At 76.2% G+C, this 18,594-nt stretch carries 17 protein-coding genes; 3 read left to right on the forward strand and 14 right to left on the reverse strand.

Going from position 1 to position 18,594, the window contains the following annotated elements:
• Positions 1-81 precede the first annotated feature (81 nt).
• Both ACLQ2W_RS13820 and ACLQ2W_RS13825 read right to left on the reverse strand, forming a co-directional pair.
• Positions 82-756: an ABC transporter ATP-binding protein gene (locus ACLQ2W_RS13820; protein ID WP_425786734.1), complete on the reverse strand. Its 675-nt coding sequence runs from the start codon at positions 754-756 to the stop codon at positions 82-84.
• Complete coding sequence (locus ACLQ2W_RS13825) at positions 753-1,760, reverse strand: ABC transporter permease (RefSeq protein WP_425786736.1); 1,008 nt, start codon at positions 1,758-1,760, stop codon at positions 753-755. Before ACLQ2W_RS13825 ends, ACLQ2W_RS13820 begins: the two co-directional genes overlap by 4 nt.
• Positions 1,761-1,979: 219 nt before the next feature.
• On the opposite strand from ACLQ2W_RS13825, the gene ACLQ2W_RS13830 reads away from it, so the two are divergent.
• A complete protein-coding gene (locus tag ACLQ2W_RS13830) occupies positions 1,980-3,182 on the forward strand; it encodes a sensor histidine kinase (protein ID WP_425786737.1) in 1,203 nt (400 codons plus the stop codon).
• Positions 3,182-3,814 (forward strand): response regulator, encoded by a 633-nt coding sequence (locus ACLQ2W_RS13835; protein ID WP_425786966.1) that lies wholly within the window; start codon positions 3,182-3,184, stop codon positions 3,812-3,814. The genes ACLQ2W_RS13830 and ACLQ2W_RS13835 overlap by 1 nt, the downstream gene beginning before the upstream one ends.
• Positions 3,815-3,851: 37 nt before the next feature.
• Here the strand turns inward: ACLQ2W_RS13835 and ACLQ2W_RS13840 are convergent, their stop codons facing one another.
• The 6 genes from ACLQ2W_RS13840 to ACLQ2W_RS13865 all read right to left on the reverse strand — a co-directional run bounded on the left by ACLQ2W_RS13840 (position 3,852) and on the right by ACLQ2W_RS13865 (position 12,183).
• Complete coding sequence (locus ACLQ2W_RS13840; RefSeq protein WP_425786738.1) at positions 3,852-4,679, reverse strand: ABC transporter permease subunit; 828 nt, start codon at positions 4,677-4,679, stop codon at positions 3,852-3,854.
• On the reverse strand, positions 4,676-5,596 hold the full coding sequence (locus ACLQ2W_RS13845; protein ID WP_425786739.1) for an ABC transporter ATP-binding protein: 921 nt from the start codon (positions 5,594-5,596) through the stop codon (positions 4,676-4,678). The genes ACLQ2W_RS13840 and ACLQ2W_RS13845 overlap by 4 nt, the downstream gene beginning before the upstream one ends.
• A 91-nt stretch (positions 5,597-5,687) precedes the next feature.
• Complete coding sequence (locus ACLQ2W_RS13850; protein ID WP_281942109.1) at positions 5,688-6,365, reverse strand: response regulator transcription factor; 678 nt, start codon at positions 6,363-6,365, stop codon at positions 5,688-5,690.
• Complete coding sequence (locus ACLQ2W_RS13855) at positions 6,362-7,543, reverse strand: sensor histidine kinase (protein ID WP_425786740.1); 1,182 nt, start codon at positions 7,541-7,543, stop codon at positions 6,362-6,364. The genes ACLQ2W_RS13850 and ACLQ2W_RS13855 overlap by 4 nt, the downstream gene beginning before the upstream one ends.
• Before the next feature lie 72 nt (positions 7,544-7,615).
• On the reverse strand, positions 7,616-7,957 hold the full coding sequence (locus tag ACLQ2W_RS13860) for a DUF190 domain-containing protein (protein WP_405089875.1): 342 nt from the start codon (positions 7,955-7,957) through the stop codon (positions 7,616-7,618).
• Positions 7,954-12,183 (reverse strand): putative inorganic carbon transporter subunit DabA, encoded by a 4,230-nt coding sequence (locus ACLQ2W_RS13865; protein WP_425786741.1) that lies wholly within the window; start codon positions 12,181-12,183, stop codon positions 7,954-7,956. The genes ACLQ2W_RS13860 and ACLQ2W_RS13865 overlap by 4 nt, the downstream gene beginning before the upstream one ends.
• 92 nt (positions 12,184-12,275) lie before the next feature.
• Between ACLQ2W_RS13865 and ACLQ2W_RS13870 the strand changes: the two genes are divergently transcribed.
• On the forward strand, positions 12,276-12,821 hold the full coding sequence (locus tag ACLQ2W_RS13870; protein ID WP_425786742.1) for a carbonic anhydrase: 546 nt from the start codon (positions 12,276-12,278) through the stop codon (positions 12,819-12,821).
• A gap of 13 nt (positions 12,822-12,834) precedes the next feature.
• On the opposite strand, the gene ACLQ2W_RS13875 is transcribed toward ACLQ2W_RS13870, so the two are convergent.
• The 6 genes from ACLQ2W_RS13875 to ACLQ2W_RS13900 form a co-directional block, all read right to left on the reverse strand.
• Positions 12,835-13,680, reverse strand: a complete 846-nt coding sequence (locus tag ACLQ2W_RS13875; protein WP_425786743.1) for a DUF6671 family protein — start codon at positions 13,678-13,680, stop codon at positions 12,835-12,837.
• A gap of 45 nt (positions 13,681-13,725) precedes the next feature.
• Positions 13,726-14,892, reverse strand: a complete 1,167-nt coding sequence (locus ACLQ2W_RS13880) for a M20/M25/M40 family metallo-hydrolase (protein ID WP_425786744.1) — start codon at positions 14,890-14,892, stop codon at positions 13,726-13,728.
• A gap of 1 nt (position 14,893) precedes the next feature.
• Positions 14,894-15,655, reverse strand: coding sequence for an amino acid ABC transporter ATP-binding protein (locus ACLQ2W_RS13885; protein WP_107157273.1), 762 nt, complete (start codon positions 15,653-15,655; stop codon positions 14,894-14,896).
• Positions 15,652-16,509, reverse strand: coding sequence for an amino acid ABC transporter permease (locus tag ACLQ2W_RS13890; protein WP_425786745.1), 858 nt, complete (start codon positions 16,507-16,509; stop codon positions 15,652-15,654). Before ACLQ2W_RS13890 ends, ACLQ2W_RS13885 begins: the two co-directional genes overlap by 4 nt.
• Positions 16,510-16,621: 112 nt before the next feature.
• Positions 16,622-17,563, reverse strand: a complete 942-nt coding sequence (locus ACLQ2W_RS13895) for a transporter substrate-binding domain-containing protein (RefSeq protein ID WP_425786746.1) — start codon at positions 17,561-17,563, stop codon at positions 16,622-16,624.
• A gap of 92 nt (positions 17,564-17,655) precedes the next feature.
• Positions 17,656-18,540 (reverse strand): MurR/RpiR family transcriptional regulator, encoded by an 885-nt coding sequence (locus ACLQ2W_RS13900; protein WP_425786747.1) that lies wholly within the window; start codon positions 18,538-18,540, stop codon positions 17,656-17,658.
• Positions 18,541-18,594 lie beyond the last annotated feature (54 nt).

Raw genomic sequence — 18,594 nt, forward strand, 5'->3', positions numbered from 1 at the left:
GCCGGCCACCACCGGTGACGGCCCGAGGTGGTGCCTGCGGCCGGCAGCGCCGGCGGCGGAAGGTAGCGCCTGCTGTACCGCTCAGGTCGCGTCGTGCAGACGGCCGTCGCGCATCGCCACGATCCGGTCGGCGGCGGCGAGGTGGTCGCGGTCGTGGGTGACCAGCACCGTGGCGGTGCCCCGCTCGCGGGTGAGCCGGCCGATCAGGTCGATGACGGCGGCGCCCCGCTCGTGGTCGAGCGCGCTTGTCGGCTCGTCGACGAGCAGGACGACCGGGTCGTTCATCAGGGCGCGGGCGATGTTGACCCGCTGGCGCTGGCCGCCGGAGAGCTGGTGCGGGCGCCGGCCGGCCTGGGCGGCGAGCCCGACCGCGTCGAGCAGCCCTCGCGCCCGGTCCCGGGCCCCGGCCGGCGACCGGCCGGCGAGGGTGGCCATCACCTGGAGCTGCTCGGCGGCGGTCAGCGACGGCAGCAGGTTGGGCTGCTGGAAGACGATGCCGATCGCGCGCCGGCGCAGCGCGGCGAGCGCGCCGCGGCCCATCCCGGTGGTGGCGACGCCGTCGACGTGGACGGTGCCGGCGTCCGGGGTGACGAGCGTGGCGGCGACCGCGAGCAGGCTGGACTTGCCCGACCCGGACGGGCCGACCACGGCGGTCAGGTCGCCCTTCGCGACCGAGAGCGTCACGTGGTCGAGCGCGGTGAGCCGGTTCTCGCCGTCCGGGTAGGTGAGCGTGACGTCGGTCAGGTCGAGGCTCATCGGGCGCTCCCCAGTGCGGTGAGCGGGTCGACGGCGGTGATGCGGCGCACGGACAGGGCGGCGCCGAGCATGCCGAGGACGATCATCACGGTGGCCGGGACGGCGACGGTGGCGGGCGTCAGCACGAACGGCACGTCCGAGCCGGAGACCAGCACGCCGAGCCCGGCGGCCAGGCCGGTGCCGAGCGCGGTGCCGCCGACCAGCAGGACGCCGGCCTGCCCGAGCGCGTCGACGAGCAGGGCGGCGGTGGAGGCGCCGAGGGCCTTCAGGACCGCGACGTCGCCGCTGCGCTGGATCGTCCACACCGTGAAGAAGGCGCCGATGACCAGGGCGGAGATGGCGAACAGGAAGCCGCGCATGAGTTGGAGCGAGCCGTTCTCCGAGCGGTAGGAGCCGATCGCGGCCAGCGAGTCGCCGGTGCGGACGGTCCGGGTGCCGGCGGCCCGGTCGGTGGTGGCCACGTCCACGCCGGCGGCGGTGCGCAGCGCGATCACGGTGGCGGTGTCCGCGTCGGCGTCGCCGGTCCGCCGCCACGAGTCGAGGCTGGTCCACACCACCGGGGTGTGGCTGAAGGAGGCGTCGCCGCGGACCGCCGCCACGGTCAGCTCCCGGCCGGCCACGGTGAGGCGGTCGCCGACGCGCAGGCCCAGGTCGGTGGCGGCCGGGGTGGACAGCACCGCGGTGTGGTCGTCGAGGTCGCCGGGGGCGAGGCGGGAGCCGGCCCGGACGCCGAACACGGAGACGGCGGCGCTGCGGCCACCGGCGGTGACCCGGGTGGTGCCGATGCCCAGCGGCTCGGCGGCGGTGACGCCGGGCGTGTCGGCCCAGCGCTGCCACTGCCGGCGCGTGACGGTCGAGTCGGCGTACGACGGCTGCGGGCCGCCGAAGGCGATCCGGTCGGCGGGCAGGCCGGTGATCGCGGAGGTGTTCTGCCGGCCCAGCCCGGCGGTCAGCCCGGACAGCAGGCCGACCAGCAGGGTGATCAGCACGATGACGGTTCCCATCAGGGCGAAGCGCCCCTTGGCGAACCTGAGGTCTCTCCAGGCGACGAACACGGGCGACGCGGTCCTTTCGACGGCGGGGTGGTCGCTTCCACGGTCGTCGCCGGAGGCCGGCCCGGGCATCCGGCGGGGGACGGCACTTTCCGGGCGGAACGGCGGTGGACCGGTTACACCTTTCGACAGATCCCCGCCGACCTGCGCCTCCTCTAGGCTGGGAGGGCCGTGACCGCCGTTCCCGCCCTGACCTCCACCGCCCGCGTGCTGGCCTGGTGCCTGCACCTGCTGGTGGGTGTCCTCTTCGCGCTCGCCGGCCTCCGGGCCGTCGTCACCGGGCAGCCGCACGCGCCGGTGATCGCCGCGGTCGCGGCGGCGGGCCTGCTGACGTACGCCGCCGGGGCGCTAAGGCCCGGCGTCCACCGCTCCCGACGGGCCGCCGGCTGGTGGCTGGCCGCGGTCGGCGTCGGGTGGCTGGCGCTGACCGTGCTGACCGTGGACGGGCTGTGGCTCGCGTTCCCGCTCTACCTGCTGCAACTGCACCTGCTGTCCCGGCGCGCCGGACCGGTCGCCGTCGCGGTGACCGCCGTGGTGGCCGTCGTCGCCTTCGCCGCCCATCGCGGCGCGGTCAGCGTGGCCGGCACGGTCGGGCCGGTGCTCGGCGCCGCGGTCGCGGTGGCGGTGGTCCGGGGCTACCAGGCGCTCTACCGGGAGAGCGAGCGCCGCCGGCGGCTGATCGAGGAGCTGACCGCCACCCGCGCCGACCTGGCCCGGGCGCAGCACGAGGCCGGGGTGGCGGCGGAACGCGAGCGGCTGGCCGCCGAGATCCACGACACGCTGGCGCAGGGCCTGACCAGCATCCAGTTGCTGCTGCGCGCCGCCGGCCGGGTGCTGCCGGACCGGCCGGACACCGCCGCCCGCCACGTCGAGCAGGCCCGGCAGGCGGCGGCGGACAACCTCGCCGAGGCCCGGCGCTTCGTCGCCGCGCTCACCCCACCGGCGTTGGACGACACCACGCTGGCCGACGCGCTGCGACGCCTCTGCGCCACCACCGGCGCCCGGCACCGGCTCGCTGCCCGGTTCGCGGTCACCGGGGCGCCGGTCCCGCTGCCGACCACGTACGAGGTCGCGCTGCTGCGCGTCGCCCAGGCGGCGCTGGCCAACACCGTGCGTCACGCCGGGGCCACCACCGTCGAGGTGACGCTCGGCTATCGCGCCGACCGGGTGACCCTGGACGTGACCGACGACGGCGGCGGGTTCGACCCCGAGCGGCTGCCCGGTCCGGGGCCCGACGGCGGTGGGTTCGGCCTCGCCGCCATGCGGGCGCGGACCCGCGCGCTCGGCGGCGCGCTGACCGTGGCCGCCGCGCCCGGCCGCGGCGCCACCGTGTCGGCGAGGCTCCCCCGCACCCCGCCCGGCGGGCGGCCGTGATCGACGCGCCGGTCCGGCTGCTGATCGCCGACGACCACCCGGTCGTCCGGGCCGGGCTGCGCGCCGTGCTGGAGACCGAGCCGGGCCTGGTCGTGGTGGCCGAGGCGGCCACCGCCGAGGCGGCGGTGGCCCGCGCTGCCGGCGGCGACGTCGACGTGGTGCTGATGGACCTGCGCTTCGGCGCCGGCCTGAGCGGGGTCGACGCGACCGCCGCCATCACCGCCCGACCGCACGCGCCCCGGGTGCTGATCGTCACGACCTACGACAGCGACGCGGACACGCTGCCCGCGATCGAGGCCGGCGCGACCGGCTACCTGCTCAAGGACGCCTCGCCGGACGAGCTGGCCGCCGCCGTGCGGGCCGCCGCCGCCGGCCGTACCGCGCTGGCTCCGGCCGTCGCGGACCGGCTGGTGAACCGGCTACGCACGCCGGACACGGCGCTGACCCGGCGGGAGACGGAGGTGCTCGGCCTGGTCGCGGACGGGCTGTCCAACCAGGCCGTCGGCCGTCGCCTGCACCTGACCGAGGGCACGGTCAAGTCGCACCTGTCGCGCATCTACACCAAGCTGCGCGTCGACTCCCGCACCGCGGCGGTCGCCGCCGCCGTCGACCTCGGCATCCTCCGCCGCTGACCGGCCGCGCGGTTCCGCGAACGGCCGGCGGCACCGGTCAGGCGTCCCGGCGGCGCAGCAGGACCAGGGCGGCGCCGAGCAGGACGAGCAGCCAGGCCGCGAGGACGGCCGCGCCGGCGCCCGGGGAGAGCAGGTCGCCGCCCCCGCCCACGCTCATGAACGCCTGCCCGGCGTTGGACGGCAGGTACGGCGAGATCCGCTCCGACCAGCTCTCCGGCAGCAGCGACACCACTCCCGGCACGACCAGCAGCAGCGCGACCACGCTGGTCAGCGCGCCGGCGGTGGTGCGCAGCAGCGAGCCGAGCGCCGCGCCGAGCACACCGACGGCCGCGAGGTAGCCGGCCGTGCCGAGCACCGCGCGCAGCACGCCGTCGTCGGAGAGGGAGATGCCCTGGTCGCCCAGGATCGCCTGCCCGCCGAGGAAGGTGAGCAGCGTGCTCGGCACCAGCACGACCAGCACGACGCCGGCCAGCACGACGACCTTGCCGGCGAGCACCGGCCAGCGGGTCGGCACCGCGGCGAGGGACGAGCGGATCATGCCGGTGCCGTACTCGCCGGCGGCCAGCAGCACACCGAGCGTGCCGACGAGCAGTTGGGCGAGGTTGACGCCGCCGAGGCTGGCGCCGAGCGGGTCGAGCGACGACGGCCCGCCGGGCGGCGCCGGGGTGCCCGGCTCGATCGTGGCGTCGGCCAGGAACGTCGAGAAGCCGAGCCCCAGCGCGGCGAACACCACCACGGTCGCGGCCAGCATGATCAGCGACGAGCGCAGGGAACGGAACTTGATCCATTCGCTTCGGACCACCCGGGGGACGGTGATCCGGGCGTCGGTCGGCACGGTGGTGGCGGGTGGGGCCGCGGTGGTCATCGGTCAGCTCCTTCGGTGGCGCCGACGTACTCGACGGCGTCGCGGGTCATGGTCATGAACGCCTCTTCGAGCGACGCCTCGGTGGGGGTCAGCTCGTGCAGGGTGAGCCCGGCGGCGGCGGCCCGGTCGCCGATCGCATCGGGGCGCAGTCCGCTGACGTCCAGCACGCCGGGCTCGCCGCCGGTGATGGTGACGTCCGGGCCGGCCAGCAGGTCGCGCAGCGCCGTGGCCTGGGGTGAGCGCACCCGAACGGTGCCGCGGGAGGCCCGGCGGGTGAACTCGGCGAGCGACACGTCGGCGATCAGCCGGCCCCGGCCGACCACGATCAGATGCTCGGCGGTCTGGGCCATCTCGCTCATCAGGTGCGAGGAGACGAAGACCGTCCGGCCCTCGGCGGCGAGGCCCTTGAGCAGGCCGCGGATCCACCGGATGCCGTCCGGGTCGAGGCCGTTGACCGGCTCGTCGAGCATCACCACCGCCGGGTCGCCGAGCAGCGCGCCGGCGATGCCCAGCCGCTGACCCATGCCGAGCGAGAACCCGCCGGCCCGCCGGCCGGCCACCTCACGCAGGCCGACCAGGTCGATCACCTCGTCGACACGGCGGCGGCCGATGCCGTGCGTGGCGGCCACGGCGAGCAGATGGTTGCGGGCGGACCGGCCGGTGTGCACCGCCTTGGCCTCCAGCAGCGCGCCGACCTGGCGCAGCGGGTCCCGGTGCGCGACGTAGCGGCGGCCGTTGACCCGTACGGTCCCGGCGGTCGGCGCGTCCAGGCCGAGGATCATCCGCATGGTGGTGGACTTGCCGGCGCCGTTGGGACCGAGGAAACCGGTCACCACGCCGGGCCGGACGGTGAAGGTCAGGGCGTCGACGGCGAGCTTGTCGCCGTACCGTTTGCTCAGGTCGTGGGCTTCGATCATGTGCTCAACCCTGGCCCGCGTACCCCGGCCGGCGCGTCGGCCGGACGCGGACACCTGCGCGTACCGCGAACGCGGTACGTCAGCGGCCCGGCTACCGCGCCGGTGGGTCGGCCCGGACCAGGCCGCTCTGGTAGGCGATCACCACCAGTTGGGCCCGGTCCCGGGCGTCGAGCTTGGCCATCGCGCGGTTGACGTGGGTCTTGGCGGTCAGCGGGGAGACCACCAGCCGCTGGGCGATCTGCTCGTTGCTCAGCCCGGCGGCGACCAGCGTGACCACCTCGCGTTCCCGTTCGGTGAGCACCCGCAGCCGCTCCGGGGTGGCCCCGGGCCGCGGGTCGGGCTGGGCCAGGAACCGGGCGATCAGCCCACGGGTCGCCTTCGGGGACAGCAGCGCCTCCCCGGCCGCGACGGTACGGATCGCGTCGAGCAGCTCGGCCGGTTCCACGCCCTTGCCGAGGAAGCCGCTGGCGCCGGCGCGTAGCGCCTCGAAGACGTACTCGTCGACCTCGAACGTGGTCAGGATCAGCACCCGTACGCCGGCCAGGTCCTCGTCGGCGGTGATCTCCCGGGTGGCGGCCAGGCCGTCGAGGTCGGGCATCCGGATGTCCATCAGCACCACGTCGGCGCGGGTGGCGCGGGCCCGTTCGACCGCCTCCCGCCCGGTGGCGGCCTCCCCCACCACGCACAGGTCCGGCGCTGAGTCGACGAGCGCGCGGAAGCCGGCGCGGATGAGGGTCTGGTCGTCGGCGAGCAGCACCCGGACGGTCATGCCACCTCCTGCGGGATCGGGGCGGGCAGTTCCGCGCGGACCCGGAAGCCGCCGCCGGGCCCGGCACCGGCGTGGAACACGCCGCCCACCGCCTCGGCCCGTTCCCGCATCCCGAGCAGGCCGAGGCCGGTTCCCTGGTCGCTGGTTCCGCTCGGGCCGGGCCCGTCGTCGCGGATCTCCACCACCACGCCGGCGCCGGTGTACGTGACGCCGACCGTGACGGCCGCGCCGGGCGCGTGCCGGTGGGCGTTGGTCAGCGACTCCTGGACGATCCGGTAGGCCGCCACGTCGACCGTGCTGGGCAGCGGCCGGGGCCGGCCGGTCAGGGTCCAGCGCACCGGCTGGACGGCGGCGAAGCCGTCGACGAGGGCGTCGAGGCGGCCCAGGCCGGGCGTCGGCTCGGTCGGCGCGTCCGGCTCACCGCGCCGGAGCAGGCCGAGCAGGGTGGCCAGCTCGTCCAGCACGGTGCGGGTCGCGGACCGGACGTGCCCGAGCGCCTCCTCGGCCGCGTCCGGCCGCTCCCGCAACAGGTGCCCGGCCACCCCGGCCTGCACGTTGATCAGCGCGATCTGGTGGGCCACCACGTCGTGCAGCTCCCGGGCGATCCGGAGCCGTTCCTCCACCACCCGGCGGCGGGCCTCCTCCTCGCGGGTCCGCTCGGCCCGCCGCGCACGCTCCTCCAGCACCGCCACGTAGGCCCGCCGGCTGCGGACCGCGTCGCCGGCCGCCACCGCGACGCCGAACCAGAGCAGCAGCACCACGACCGCCGGGTCCAGCCAGCCCACCCCGAGCGCGACGACCGCGCCGCCGCCGAGCACCAGGCCGCTCGCCGCGCCGGCCGCCACCGCGGTCCGCCGGTCGGTCCGGGTCGCCACCGTGTACGCGGCCAGCGCCACGGTCAGCACGAACGGCCCTCGCGCCTGTTGCACCAGCAGCGCGGTGGCCGCCGTGGCGGTGACCAGCGCGAGCACCGGCAACGGGTGGCGGCGGCGCAGCACCAGCGCGCCGCAGCCGGCCAGCGCGAGCAGCACCGCGCCGACGGTCAGCGGGTCGCGCGGGGGCCCGCCGGGCGGGTTCACCGGGAGCAGGCTGACCACGAAGAGCAGCGCGGCCAGCAGCGCATCGGTCACGGTCGGGTGTGCCCGGGCCACCCGACGCCACCGCGCGACGCGTCCCATGCGGTCACCGTACGACACCGCTCGGGCGGACGCCCCGACGGGACGGATCCCGCCGGAGCGCCCGCCCGGCGGTCACTCCGCCGCCCGGTCGGCGCCGAAGTAATCGGGTCGGCTGACCCAGGCGTCGCTGACGAACATCACGCCGGGCCGCTGGGCCAGGATGTCGCGCAGCCCGGTGACCACCGGCTCGGCCCGGCCCGGCGGGAGCACGGCGATGACCATGACGAGTCCGGCCCGGTCGTTGAAGAGCAGCCGCCCCTCGTGGGTGCCGTGGTGGCCGAAGCCGGAGACGCCGCTCAGGCTGGTCCAGCCGCTCACCCCGGAGGCGTGCAGCAGGGTGCGGACGGCGTCGGCGTCGTCGGCGCGCGTGACGACCTCCACCTTGACCATGCGGGTCAGTCCCAGTTCGTTCATGCCGTGTACTCCTTCTCCGTCGCGGGCGCCGGGTGGCGCGCGGGCGGCTCGGTGGTGGGTGCGGTGACGTGGCGCGGGGCGGGCAGCGCCCGCCACGATCCACCCGACGCGGGCTCGGACCACGCGCCGGTGCCGGGGTCGACGACGGTCAGCGACAGCCACCCGCCGTCGACCAGGTGCCGCAGCCCGGGGTTGCGGCCCAGCACCGCGTCGACCAGGTGGTGCGGGGCGCGGATCACCGCGAGCAGCCGCAGCGGCTCGTGCGCCGGCCGCGTGCCGTCGGCGACCGACTGGAGCGGCAGGCCGAGGCGCAGGTCGCCGCCGGATCCGGAGAGGACGCCGAGCGCGTCGCCGAGCACGGTGTGCACGGTCTTGGTGCCCGCGCCGAGCCGCTGCGGGTCGACCGTGGAGAAGTAGTACTGGAGGTTGATCCAGGCGGCCACCACCAGCGGGCCGGTCATGATCGCCTCCAGCGCCGCCGCGTCCCGGTCGCCGGTCCAGTCGTAGGAGTGCAGGAACGTCCGGCAGCCGAGGTCGACGCCGGCGGTCAGCTCGCGGGGCGCGGCGATGAACGCGGCGTTGCCGGCCAGCGCCCACTCCGGGCGGACCTGCGCCCAGTCCCCGGCCCGCCGGGGCAGGCGGCGCGGACGCGGCCGGCCGGGCAGTCGCGCGGCCCGTTCCGCGCGCAGCCGCGCGCCCGCCCCGGCCAGCCGGCCGGCCAGTTCCTCGACCGCCGGTCGCAGCCCGGCGGGCACGGCGTCCACGTCGAACAGCCGCACCTCGTCGGTGACGGTGTCGTGCTCGCCGGCCAGCACGTGCGTGCCGTCGGGCAGGTGGATGCCCCGGTCGGTGAGGGCCGCGCGCACCTCGGGCCGGTTGAGCATCCCGGCGACGAGACGGGCACTCACCCCGCCCCGGTTGCCGCCGCAGGCGCCGCAGTCCAGCGCGGCGGCGTACGGGTTGTTGGCGCTGGTGGCGCCGTGCCCGCAGAGCAGCACCAGCGGCGCGAAGCCGGCGGTGAGCCCGATGGTGCGCAGCGTCGCCTCGGCGTAGTAGACCTGTTCGTCGAGGCTCATGGCGGCGGTCAGGTCGGCGACGGTCGGCGCGGTGTGGTCGGCGGGCGGCACGAACCGGCCCGGCGCGGCGGCCCGCAGGAGCAGGGCGGCGGTGGCGAGCACGCCGGCGACCTCGACGAAGGCGAACGCGCCGACCGGGTTCGCCTTGGCGGCGGCGTAGGCGCGTCGCCACGCCTGCCGCGAGCGCGCCGCGTGGCCGGCCCGCGCCGCCTCGACGGTGGCCACCGGTCGCATGAGGACCGGGCAGCGGTCCCGCCCGCGCCGGGCGCCGGCGGTCACGGTACGCACGGGCAGGCCGAAGAAGCCGGCGAAGCCGTACGTGTCGACCGGCCCGGTCGCCTCCAGGTGGCGGCGCAGGCCCTCGCTGCGCACGTCGATGCAGAACACCGCCTGGGTGAGCGTCGGGGCGTCGACGGCCGGCCGGTCCGCGCCCCGGTCCAGCCGGTACCGCAGCCGACGCCGGTACGCGTGCTCGGCGGCGGCGAGCCACACCTCGGACTGCCGGGACGGGGTCAACTGGCAGGCCACGTCCCGCAGCGTGGCCACGGTCTCCCCGGGCAGGCAGGCCAGCGTGGCGACGTCGACGTCGAGCGCGCCGGCGAGTCGGGCGAGCGCCTCCGGGGTGATCCCGGCGGACCTGGGGAGCGTGGTGGGTGTCGCGGCGGCGAGCGAGTCCAGCACCGGGGGCAGCTCCAGGTGGCGCTGGGCGGCGGCGCCGGCGAGCGCGTACTCGTAGGTGAGGCGCACGGCGAGCAGGTCCAGCGGGCTCAGTGCCGGCCCCTGCCCGGGGTTGGTCTGGGCCCAGCGGGCGTGCCCGGCCCAGCCGGGCAGCCGGAGCAGGGACCGGGACAGGTAGGTGGACCAGGCCGCCGGCGGCACCCCCATCGCGCGCAGGAGCACCGCGACGGCCTGCTCGGGCGCCTCGGGCAGGGCGTCGACGAGCGTCGCGAGGCCGGTGACGCCCCACCGGGCCAGCGCCGGGTCGGCGCCGGCCATCCGCCGCCAGCGCGCCCAGCAGCCCGCGTCCGTCGGGCCGGGGACCGGCCAGAGCGCCGCCGGGCGTCCGCTGTGCGCCGCGCACCAGGCGGCCACCAGGTCGTCGACGTCCGCGGTGGTCCGGGTGCCCAGCGCCCGGTCGAGCGTCTCGGCGAGGGTGTGCGGTCCGGCCTCGCCCGGGGTACGGGGGCGGGGCCGCGCGGGCAGCTCGGCGAGCCGGCGCCGCGCCACCGCGAGCAGGTCGGCCGGTGGGGGCGGCCCGTCGTGCACCGGCTGGCTCAGCACGGTCAACTGGAGGTCGGTGACGTCGATCCGCCGGTCGCCGAGCAAGACCGCACCGGCGACGCGCGGTGGTGGCGGGAGCACGGCGGCGAGGTCGGCCGGGGTGATCCGCCCGTCGCGCAGCCGCTGCCGGTACTCGGCGGCCGGCAGGTGGGTCCGCGTGCCGGCGAGGCCCCGCAGCTCGGCGGTGGCCCGGGCGAACGGCACGCGTTCCCGGCCGGCGAGGGGGTTCACCGCGACGAAGGCGTCCAGTGGTCCGACGGCGCCGACGTGGTCGGCGGCGGCGGTCGCCGCGGCGACGACCCGCGCGCCGTCCGAGCGGTCGAGCAGACCGGGGCGCGGCACGGTGAGCGCCGCGGGGGTCGGCCCGTCGGGCGGGGCCGTCCGGCGGGCCCGCGGGATGGCGGCGCCGTCGTGCCAGGCCCACCACCAGAGCGTGGCGCTCGGCCGGCGGCGCAGCACGGTCCCGGCGACGGCCACCACGGCGAGCACGCACGCCACGGCGCCGACGCCGAGCAGGCTCGTCCCGGACGGCAGCGCCAGCCAGCGGTCGACCGCCCGCCCGGCGACGAGGTGCCCGCCGGCCAGCGCCGCCACGGTGACGGTGAGGGCAGCGGCGGTACGGGCCGGCAGCGCGCGGTCGGCGAGGGCGGACCACACGGCGGCCAGCGCGGCGGCGGCGACCAGCGCGGCGCTGAGCGCACCGTTCGCGGTGGTGCCGAGCAGCAGCTCGGTGGCGAGCACGGTGACGATCACCGTCGCGGCGGCGAGGACGCGGGGCCGGGTGGGCGGCGGGCCCTCCGGCCGGGGCGTGCCGGCGGCGCGGGCCTGCGCCTGGAGCGTGCCGCCGGCGGAGAGGAACGCGTACGCCTTGTAGACGGCGTGCCCGACCAGGTGCACGGCGGCCAGCCCGAACGCGCCGAGCCCGCACTGGGCGAGCATGAACCCCATCTGCGCGACGGTGGACCGGGCGAGGGTGCCCTTGACGTCGGTGCGCACCGCGGCGAACAACAGCCCCGAGACGGCGGTGACGAGGCCGACGAGCACCATCGCCGGCATCATCCCGGGCGCGGCGGTGACCACCGGCGCCAACGTGATCATGAGGAACCCGGCCACGTTGACCATTCCGGCGTGCAGGAACGCCGAGACCGGGGTCGGCGCGTCCAGGGTGGACGGCAGCCAGCGGTGCGCCGGCACCTGTGCGGACCGGACCATGGCGGCCGTCAGCAGCAGCGCGCCGGCGGTGGCGAGCAGCCATCCGGGCCGCTCGCCGGCGGTGGCGCGCACCGCGTCCAGGTCGGCGTCGCCGGCGGGCGTGACCAGCAGCGCGAGGCCGGCGACCAGGGCGGCGTCGCCGACGAGGAACAGTCGCCGGGTCCGGCGGGCGGCGGCCCGCACCCTGGGCTGGTCCCGGTAGTGGCCGATGAGGCCGACCAGCAGATGCCCGGCCGCGATCCAGCCGACGGCCAACTGCACCAGGCTGGGCGCGGTGGCCATCACCAGTGTCGCGGTGGTGGCCGCCGCCACCCGGGCCTGGAGCGCGCGGGCGCCCGGCTCGCCGTCGAGGTAGCGGCGCGCGTAGCCGGCGACGACGGCGGCCAGCCCGCAGACGAGCAGCACGAACAGCGCGGTGAACCGGTCGACGCGGACGCCGACGGAGAACGCCGGCCCGAGCGTGTCGACGCGGGTGAGCACGCCCGGTACGGCCGGGTCGGCCGCCACCCGGACCAGCAGCGCGGTGGCCGCCACCGCGCTGAGACCGAGCAACGCGCCCACCACCCGGGCGGCCCGGCGCGGGTCGGGCACCACCAACGCGCCGAGCACCGCCGACGCAGGACCGATCAGGACTCCCAGGACCAGTGCGACGTCCATCGCCACCTCCTTCAGACAAGCGCACTCTATTACACGATTTCTAATTCGTGTATCGTGAGACGCACGACAGTGGCTCGTCACGAGGAGCAGTGATGGACATGACCGGATCGCCGCCGCAGGGATGGCCCGTCAGCCCGAGCTTCGCCCTCGCCCGGCTGCGGGCGGGACACCACCGGTTCCGGGTGGGTGCGGCGCCCACGCCGTTCACCCCGGCCGGCGCCCCGGTGGCGGCGGTCCTCTCCTGCGCCGATCCGCAGCCGGAAGCGGTGACGGTGTTCGGCGGCGCCGACGTGTTCGCGGTCCGCGCCGCCGGTCTGAGCACCGGGCCCTCGGTGCGGGGCAGCCTGGAGTACGCGGTCGGTCACCTCGGCACACCGCTGGTGGTGGTGCTCGGCCACACCGCCTGTTCGCTGCCGCACGGCAGCGGACCCGAACGGGTGCGCGCCACGCTCGCCGCGCTGCGCCGGCACTCCCCCCTGCTCGATCAGGCGGTACGCGCCGGCCGCTGCGGCCTGCACGGCATGGTCTGGCACGACGGGGAGCTGACCCTCGTCGAGGTGCGTCCCAGCGCCCCGCCACCGGTCCGGCGCGTCGGCCGCCGGCGACCGCCGAACCGGGCCGGGGCCCGGCTGGCCTGAACCGGGACGGCGCTCAGGGGTTGCAGCGCGGGCAGGACCCGGGGTCGGCCGCACCGGCCACCGGACGACGCTCGCGGTACGGGCACCGGGCACATCCGGAGACCCGCGCCGCCACGTCGTGGGTGGGCGTACCGCAGTCCCGGCAGGGCAGGCCGGCCTCCGTGCCGAGCGGGCCGAACCCGGGCACGGCGCATTCCGGGCAGGTCGTGGCGAGCCGGCGGGTCAGGCCCAGCCCGGCGGCGGCGATCACCCGCATCCGGGTCGGGTTCACGTGGGCCCGCAGGTCCGCCGCGAGCACGGCGTCGCCATCGGCGCTGCCGGCGGCTGCCCGGCGCAGCGCGGCGAACACCTCACCGAGCCGGCGCAGACCCTTCTCCGGCCGGCCCGCGCCCCGCGCCGGCCGGACGACGACGGCGTGGTGCGGGAAGCCGACCCGGCGCAGGAAGGCCACCACCGCGGGCCGGTCCCGACCGTCGGTGGTGAACTGCGCGTGGTTGGTCTCCAGGCTGACCACGGACTCCACCACGGTCAGGCCGGACCGGTCGTCGACAAGCGCGACGTACTCCACGTCGGCGGGCACGCCGGGCAGCGTCGGGTGCGGACCGAACGCCCCCTCGCTGGCCAGGCCGACCGGGCATCCGGTGGCGGACATCCCGAGCCGCGCCTTGCGCAGCACGACCTCCCGCGCGGTGCCGGGCCGGGGCACCTCACCGGTGAACGTGCCGAGCGCGTCGGTGTCCACCGCCGCCACCCGCAGGCCCAGGCCCAGCCGGCGGCGCAGCGGCGGGCGGAGCGCCCACTGCTTGCCGTGCATGGTCGCCAGCGCCGCCGTCACACCACGGAACGGGGAGCCCTCCACTCCCCGGACCCTACCCGACAGCCGAAATCGAATTCCGGATTCTGGCTACGTGTCGGCTCGGCCGAGCGCGTCGATCAGGCCGGCCAGCAGCGCCACCCGCGGCACCACCGAGTCGAGGTCGAGCCACTCCCCCGGGCTGTGGTCGGCGCCACCGACCGGGCCGAGCCCGTCCAGCACCGTCGCGCCGGCCTCGGCCAGCAGGTTGGCGTCGGCGCAGCCACCGGTCGCGGTGTGCGACACCGGTACGCCGAGCCCGGCGCCCACCTTCGCGGCCAGCTCGGCCAGCCGGTGCCCGGCCGGGTCCGGCTCCCACGGCGGGGTGGGCGCCTGCACGGCCAGCTCGGCGTGCACGCCCGAGACGAGCGGCGCGGCGACCAGCCGGCGGATCTCGGCCAGCGCGGCCTCGTACTCGCCGGTGCGCCAGGCGCGCAGGTCGACAAGCATCCGGGCCCGGTCGGCGACCACGTTGGGCCGGCCGCCGGCCTCCAACGCGCCGACGTTCACCGTCACCCCGGGCCAGCGGCCGTTGAGCTGGTCCAGCGCCACGGTCAGCCGGGCGGCGGCGAGCAGCGCGTTGGCGCCGCGCTCCGGTTCGATGCCGGCGTGCGCGGCCCGCCCGCGCAGCGTCACCGCCAGGTCGGCGACGCCCTTGCGGGCGGAGACCAGGTCGCCGTTGTCGCGGGCGCACTCCAGGCAGAGCGCCACGTCGGCCTCGACCCCGAGGGTACGCAGCAACGGCCGGCTGCCCACCGACCCGATCTCCTCGTCCGGCGTGCAGACCAGCACCAGTTCGCCGTAGCGGTGCCGGTCCAGCGTGGCGAGCACCTCGACGGCGGCGAGTCCGGCGAGCACGCCGCCCTTGTCGTCGCTGACCCCCGGCCCGTACGCCCGGCCGTCCTGCACCCGGAACGGGCGGGCGGCGGCGGTGCCCGGCGGGAACACGGTGTCCAGGTGGCCGGCGAGCAGGATCCGGCGGGTGCCGGCGCCCCGGCGGCGGGCGACCAGCACGTCGCCGAGCGGCCGGCCGGCCGGGTCGGCCACCGGCGCCCGCTCGACGGACAGCCCGGCGCCGAGGCACCAGCCCTGCACCAGGTCGGCGACCTCCCGCAGCCCGTCGACCTGACCGGAGCCGGAGTCGACCGCGACCAGTCGGGCGAGCCGGTCGTGGTACGCGGTCAGCCGGTCACCGGCGGCGCGCAGCAGCGGGTCCATGTCAGAGCACCTTGTCGAGGAAGGCGCGGGTGCGCTCGTGGCGGGGTCGGCCGAGCACCTCGTCCGGCGGGCCGGCCTCGACCACCACGCCGTCGTCGAGGAACGCGACCTGGTCGGCGACCTCGCGGGCGAAGCCCATCTCGTGCGTCACCACCACCATGGTCATGCCGTCGGCGGCGAGCCCCTTCATCACGTCCAGCACCTCGCCGACGAGTTCCGGGTCGAGCGCGGAGGTGGGCTCGTCGAAGAGCATCAGTTTCGGGCGCATGGCCAGCGCCCGGGCGATCGCCACCCGCTGCTGCTGGCCGCCGGAGAGCTGGCTCGGGTAGTGGTCCGCGCGCTCGGCCAGCCCGACGCGGTCGAGCAGGCGCATCGCCTCGGCGCGGGCGCGTTCGCGCGGGGTGCGCAGCACCCGCACCGGCGCCTCGGTGACGTTGCCGAGCGCGGTGAGGTGCGGGAACAGGTTGAACCGCTGGAACACCATGCCGATGTCCCGGCGGCGCACGGCCACCTCGCGGGCCTTCAACTCGTGCAGCTTGTCGCCCTGGCGGCGGTAGCCGACCAGCTCGCCGTCCACCGAGAGCTGCCCGCCGTCGATGCGTTCCAGGTGGTTGACGCACCGCAGGAACGTCGACTTGCCGGAGCCGGAGGGGCCGAGCAGGCAGGCCACCTCGCCGGCGGCCACGGTCAGGTCGATGCCCTTGAGCACCTCGACCGGGCCGAACCGCTTGGTCACGCCCTCGGCACGGACCATCGCCGTCATCGCACGCCTCCCCGGGCGAAGCCGCGGCCGAACCGGCGCTCGATCAGCCACTGGCCGACGGAGAGGAGGCTGACCAGGGCGAGGTACCAGATCGCCGCCACCAGGAGCAGCGGGATCACCTTGTAGTTGTTCTGGTAGACGCTCTGCACGGCGGTCATCAGGTCCCGTCCGGCGATGATCGACACGAGCGCTGTCGACTTGAGCATGGTGATGGTCTCGTTGCCCATCGGCGGGATGATCACGCGCATGGCCTGGGGCAGCACCACCCGGCGCAGGGTGAGCGTGGGGCCCATGCCGAGCGCGGCGGCGGCCTCGGTCTGCCCGTCGTCGACGGCCAGGATGCCGCCGCGGATCACCTCGGCCGCGTACGCCATCTCGTTGAGCGACAGCGCGAGCACGGCGGCGACGGTGCCGGTGATCACCACGCTGGTGGGGCGGTCGAACAGCACGGTGCCGGTGAACGGCACGGTGAGCGTGATCCGGGGGAACAGCGCGCCGAGGAACCCGAAGAAGATGATCTGCACCAGCAGCGGGGTGCCGCGGAAGACCCAGATGAACGTCCACGAGACGCCGCGCAGCACCGGGTTGTCGGAGAGCCGCAGCACGGCGAGCAGGACGCCGCCGGCGGTGCCGAGCAGCATGGCGAGCAGCGTGAGCCAGAGCGTGGTGACCACGCCGTCGAGCACGTAGTCCTGGCACAGGTAGTGGGCCACGGTGCGGGGTTCGAGGTTGGGGCTGGTCAGCAGCGCCCGCAGGAACATCGCGGCCAGCCCGGCCACGACCAGCGCGGTCAGCCAGCGGCCGTAGTGGCGGACGGGGACGACCCGTACCGTCGGGGGTTCGGTGGTGGTCATCGTGGGAGTGCCTCCGGCAGGGGTGCGGCGGTCGCCGGGCGCCTTCGGGCCCGCCCTCACGGAGTCGAAAGGGCGCCCGGCGACCGCGGTTCGGGGGGCGGTGGTCCGCCGGTCAGTCGATGGCCTGGTCGACGGTGGCCTTGTCGATCGCGATCGGGGTCTGCTTCCAGCGGGCCAGGATCTTGCCGTAGGTGCCGTCGTCGATCAGGGACTGCACGGCGGCCCGGTACGCCTCGGCCAGCTCCTTGTTCGCCTTGAGGAACCCGAAGCCGTTCGGGCTGGCCAGCCAGCCGTTGGGCGAGGACGGGTCGTCGACCAGCTCGGCCTTGCCGGCGAGCGAGCCGGCGGTCTCCACCAGGTTGACCCGGGTGGCGGCGACCACCTGCACGTTGCCGGCGATCAGCGCCTGCACCGCCTGCGGGTTCTCCGGGTACTCCTTGATCTCCAGCGGCCGGCCGGCGCAGCTCTGGGTGGCGTACGTGGCCAGGTTCTTCGCCTGGTTGCTGGCCTTCTGCACGGCGACCGTCCGGCCGCAGAGGTCGGCCACCGTCTTCACGCCGAGCGGGTTGCCGGCGGCGACCAGGAACCCGGTGCCGGAGGCGGAGTAGTCGACGAACGTGGCGACCTGCTGGCGTTCCTTCTTGTCGGTGATGCCACCGGCGATGGCGTCGTACTTGGCGGCCTGGAGGCCGGGCACCAGGCCGTCGAACGGCTGCTGGGTGAAGGTGGCCTTGAGGCCGAGCCGGGCCGAGGCGGCCTGGAACAGGTCGGGGTCGAGGCCGACGAACTGGTCGGTGCGGCCCTCCACCTTGAAGTCGACGAACGGCTGGTAGGGGGCGTTGGTGGCGACCGTGACGGTGCCGCGACCGCGGACGTCGGACGGGACCTTGGCGGCGACGGCCTTGTCGGTCTCGACCGGTCCGACACCGTCGATGGTGACCGAGACGGGCGTGATCTCGTCGGTGGCGCCGCCGGTGGCGGTGGCGCCACCGCAGGCGGTGGTGGCGAGCAACGCCGTGGTCGCGCCGACCAGGGCGAGGAAACGGATGCGCATGGGGAGTCCTTCCGGGGGCCGGATCAGCCAGCCCCCGGACTGTAACTCACGTTACGATCTCGGTGGGGTTACAGTTTTTTGTAACGGACGTTTCAGTGGTCGCCGAACGCCTGCTGCGCCCCCTCCATCGCCTTCAGCCGCGCGCCGGCCACCGGGCCGAGCCTGTCGATCAGCGCCGCGACCAGCGTCTCCACCAACGCCAGCGTGGGCACGAAGCTGTCGTACGGCGACGGCGAGTCGACCCGGGCGGGCAGCACCACCTCGGCCAGCCCGGCCACCGGCGACAGCCACCGGTCGGTGAACAGCACCACCCGGGCGCCCCGCGCGGTCACCTCCCGGGCCAGCGCCAGCGTCGGCTCCTCGTACCGGCGGAAGTCGAAGAGCACGACGAGATCCCGCTTGCCGACGTCGACGAGCATGTCGGCGCGCGCCACCGGCCCGGGCGGCAGCAGCCGGCTGTTGCCGCGCACCTGCATCAGGTGCAGCACCAGGTAGTTGGCCACCAGCGCGGAGAACCGGCCACCGGCCGCGGTGACCCGGAACTGCTGGTCGGCGAGGAGCCGCACGGCCGCGTCCAACTCCCCCCGGGGCAGGTCGGCGAGCGTGCCGGCCACCGCCGCCGGCAGCGTCGCCTCGGCCCGGGGCAACGCGCCCTCCGGCGGCGCCCCGCCGTGCTCGGCGGCCCGGTAGGCGGTCAGCGGCGAGGTCTCCCGCTCCGCCAACTCGTCGCGCAGCGCCCGCTGGAACTCCGGGTACCCGCCGAAACCGAGCCGGGACAACAGCCGCAGCACGGTCGGCGCGCTCACCTCGGCGCGTTCGGCAAGCGCGGCCACCGTGCCCAGGCCGGCGGAGGGATAGGCGGCGAGCAGCGTGCGGGCGACCCGGCGCTCGGCCGGGCTGCACTCGCCGAGCCGCCCACGGATCAGCGCCGCGACGCCCACCACGTGCGGATCGTCGACAGCTTCGGAGTTCGGCACGAGCAGAGCGTAACGGCCCACCGACCCGTGGGGGGGCGGGCGTCGCCCGCCCGC

Origin of the sequence: Micromonospora sp. DT227, from assembly GCF_049841835.1 — a bacterium.
GTDB lineage: Bacteria > Actinomycetota > Actinomycetes > Mycobacteriales > Micromonosporaceae > Micromonospora.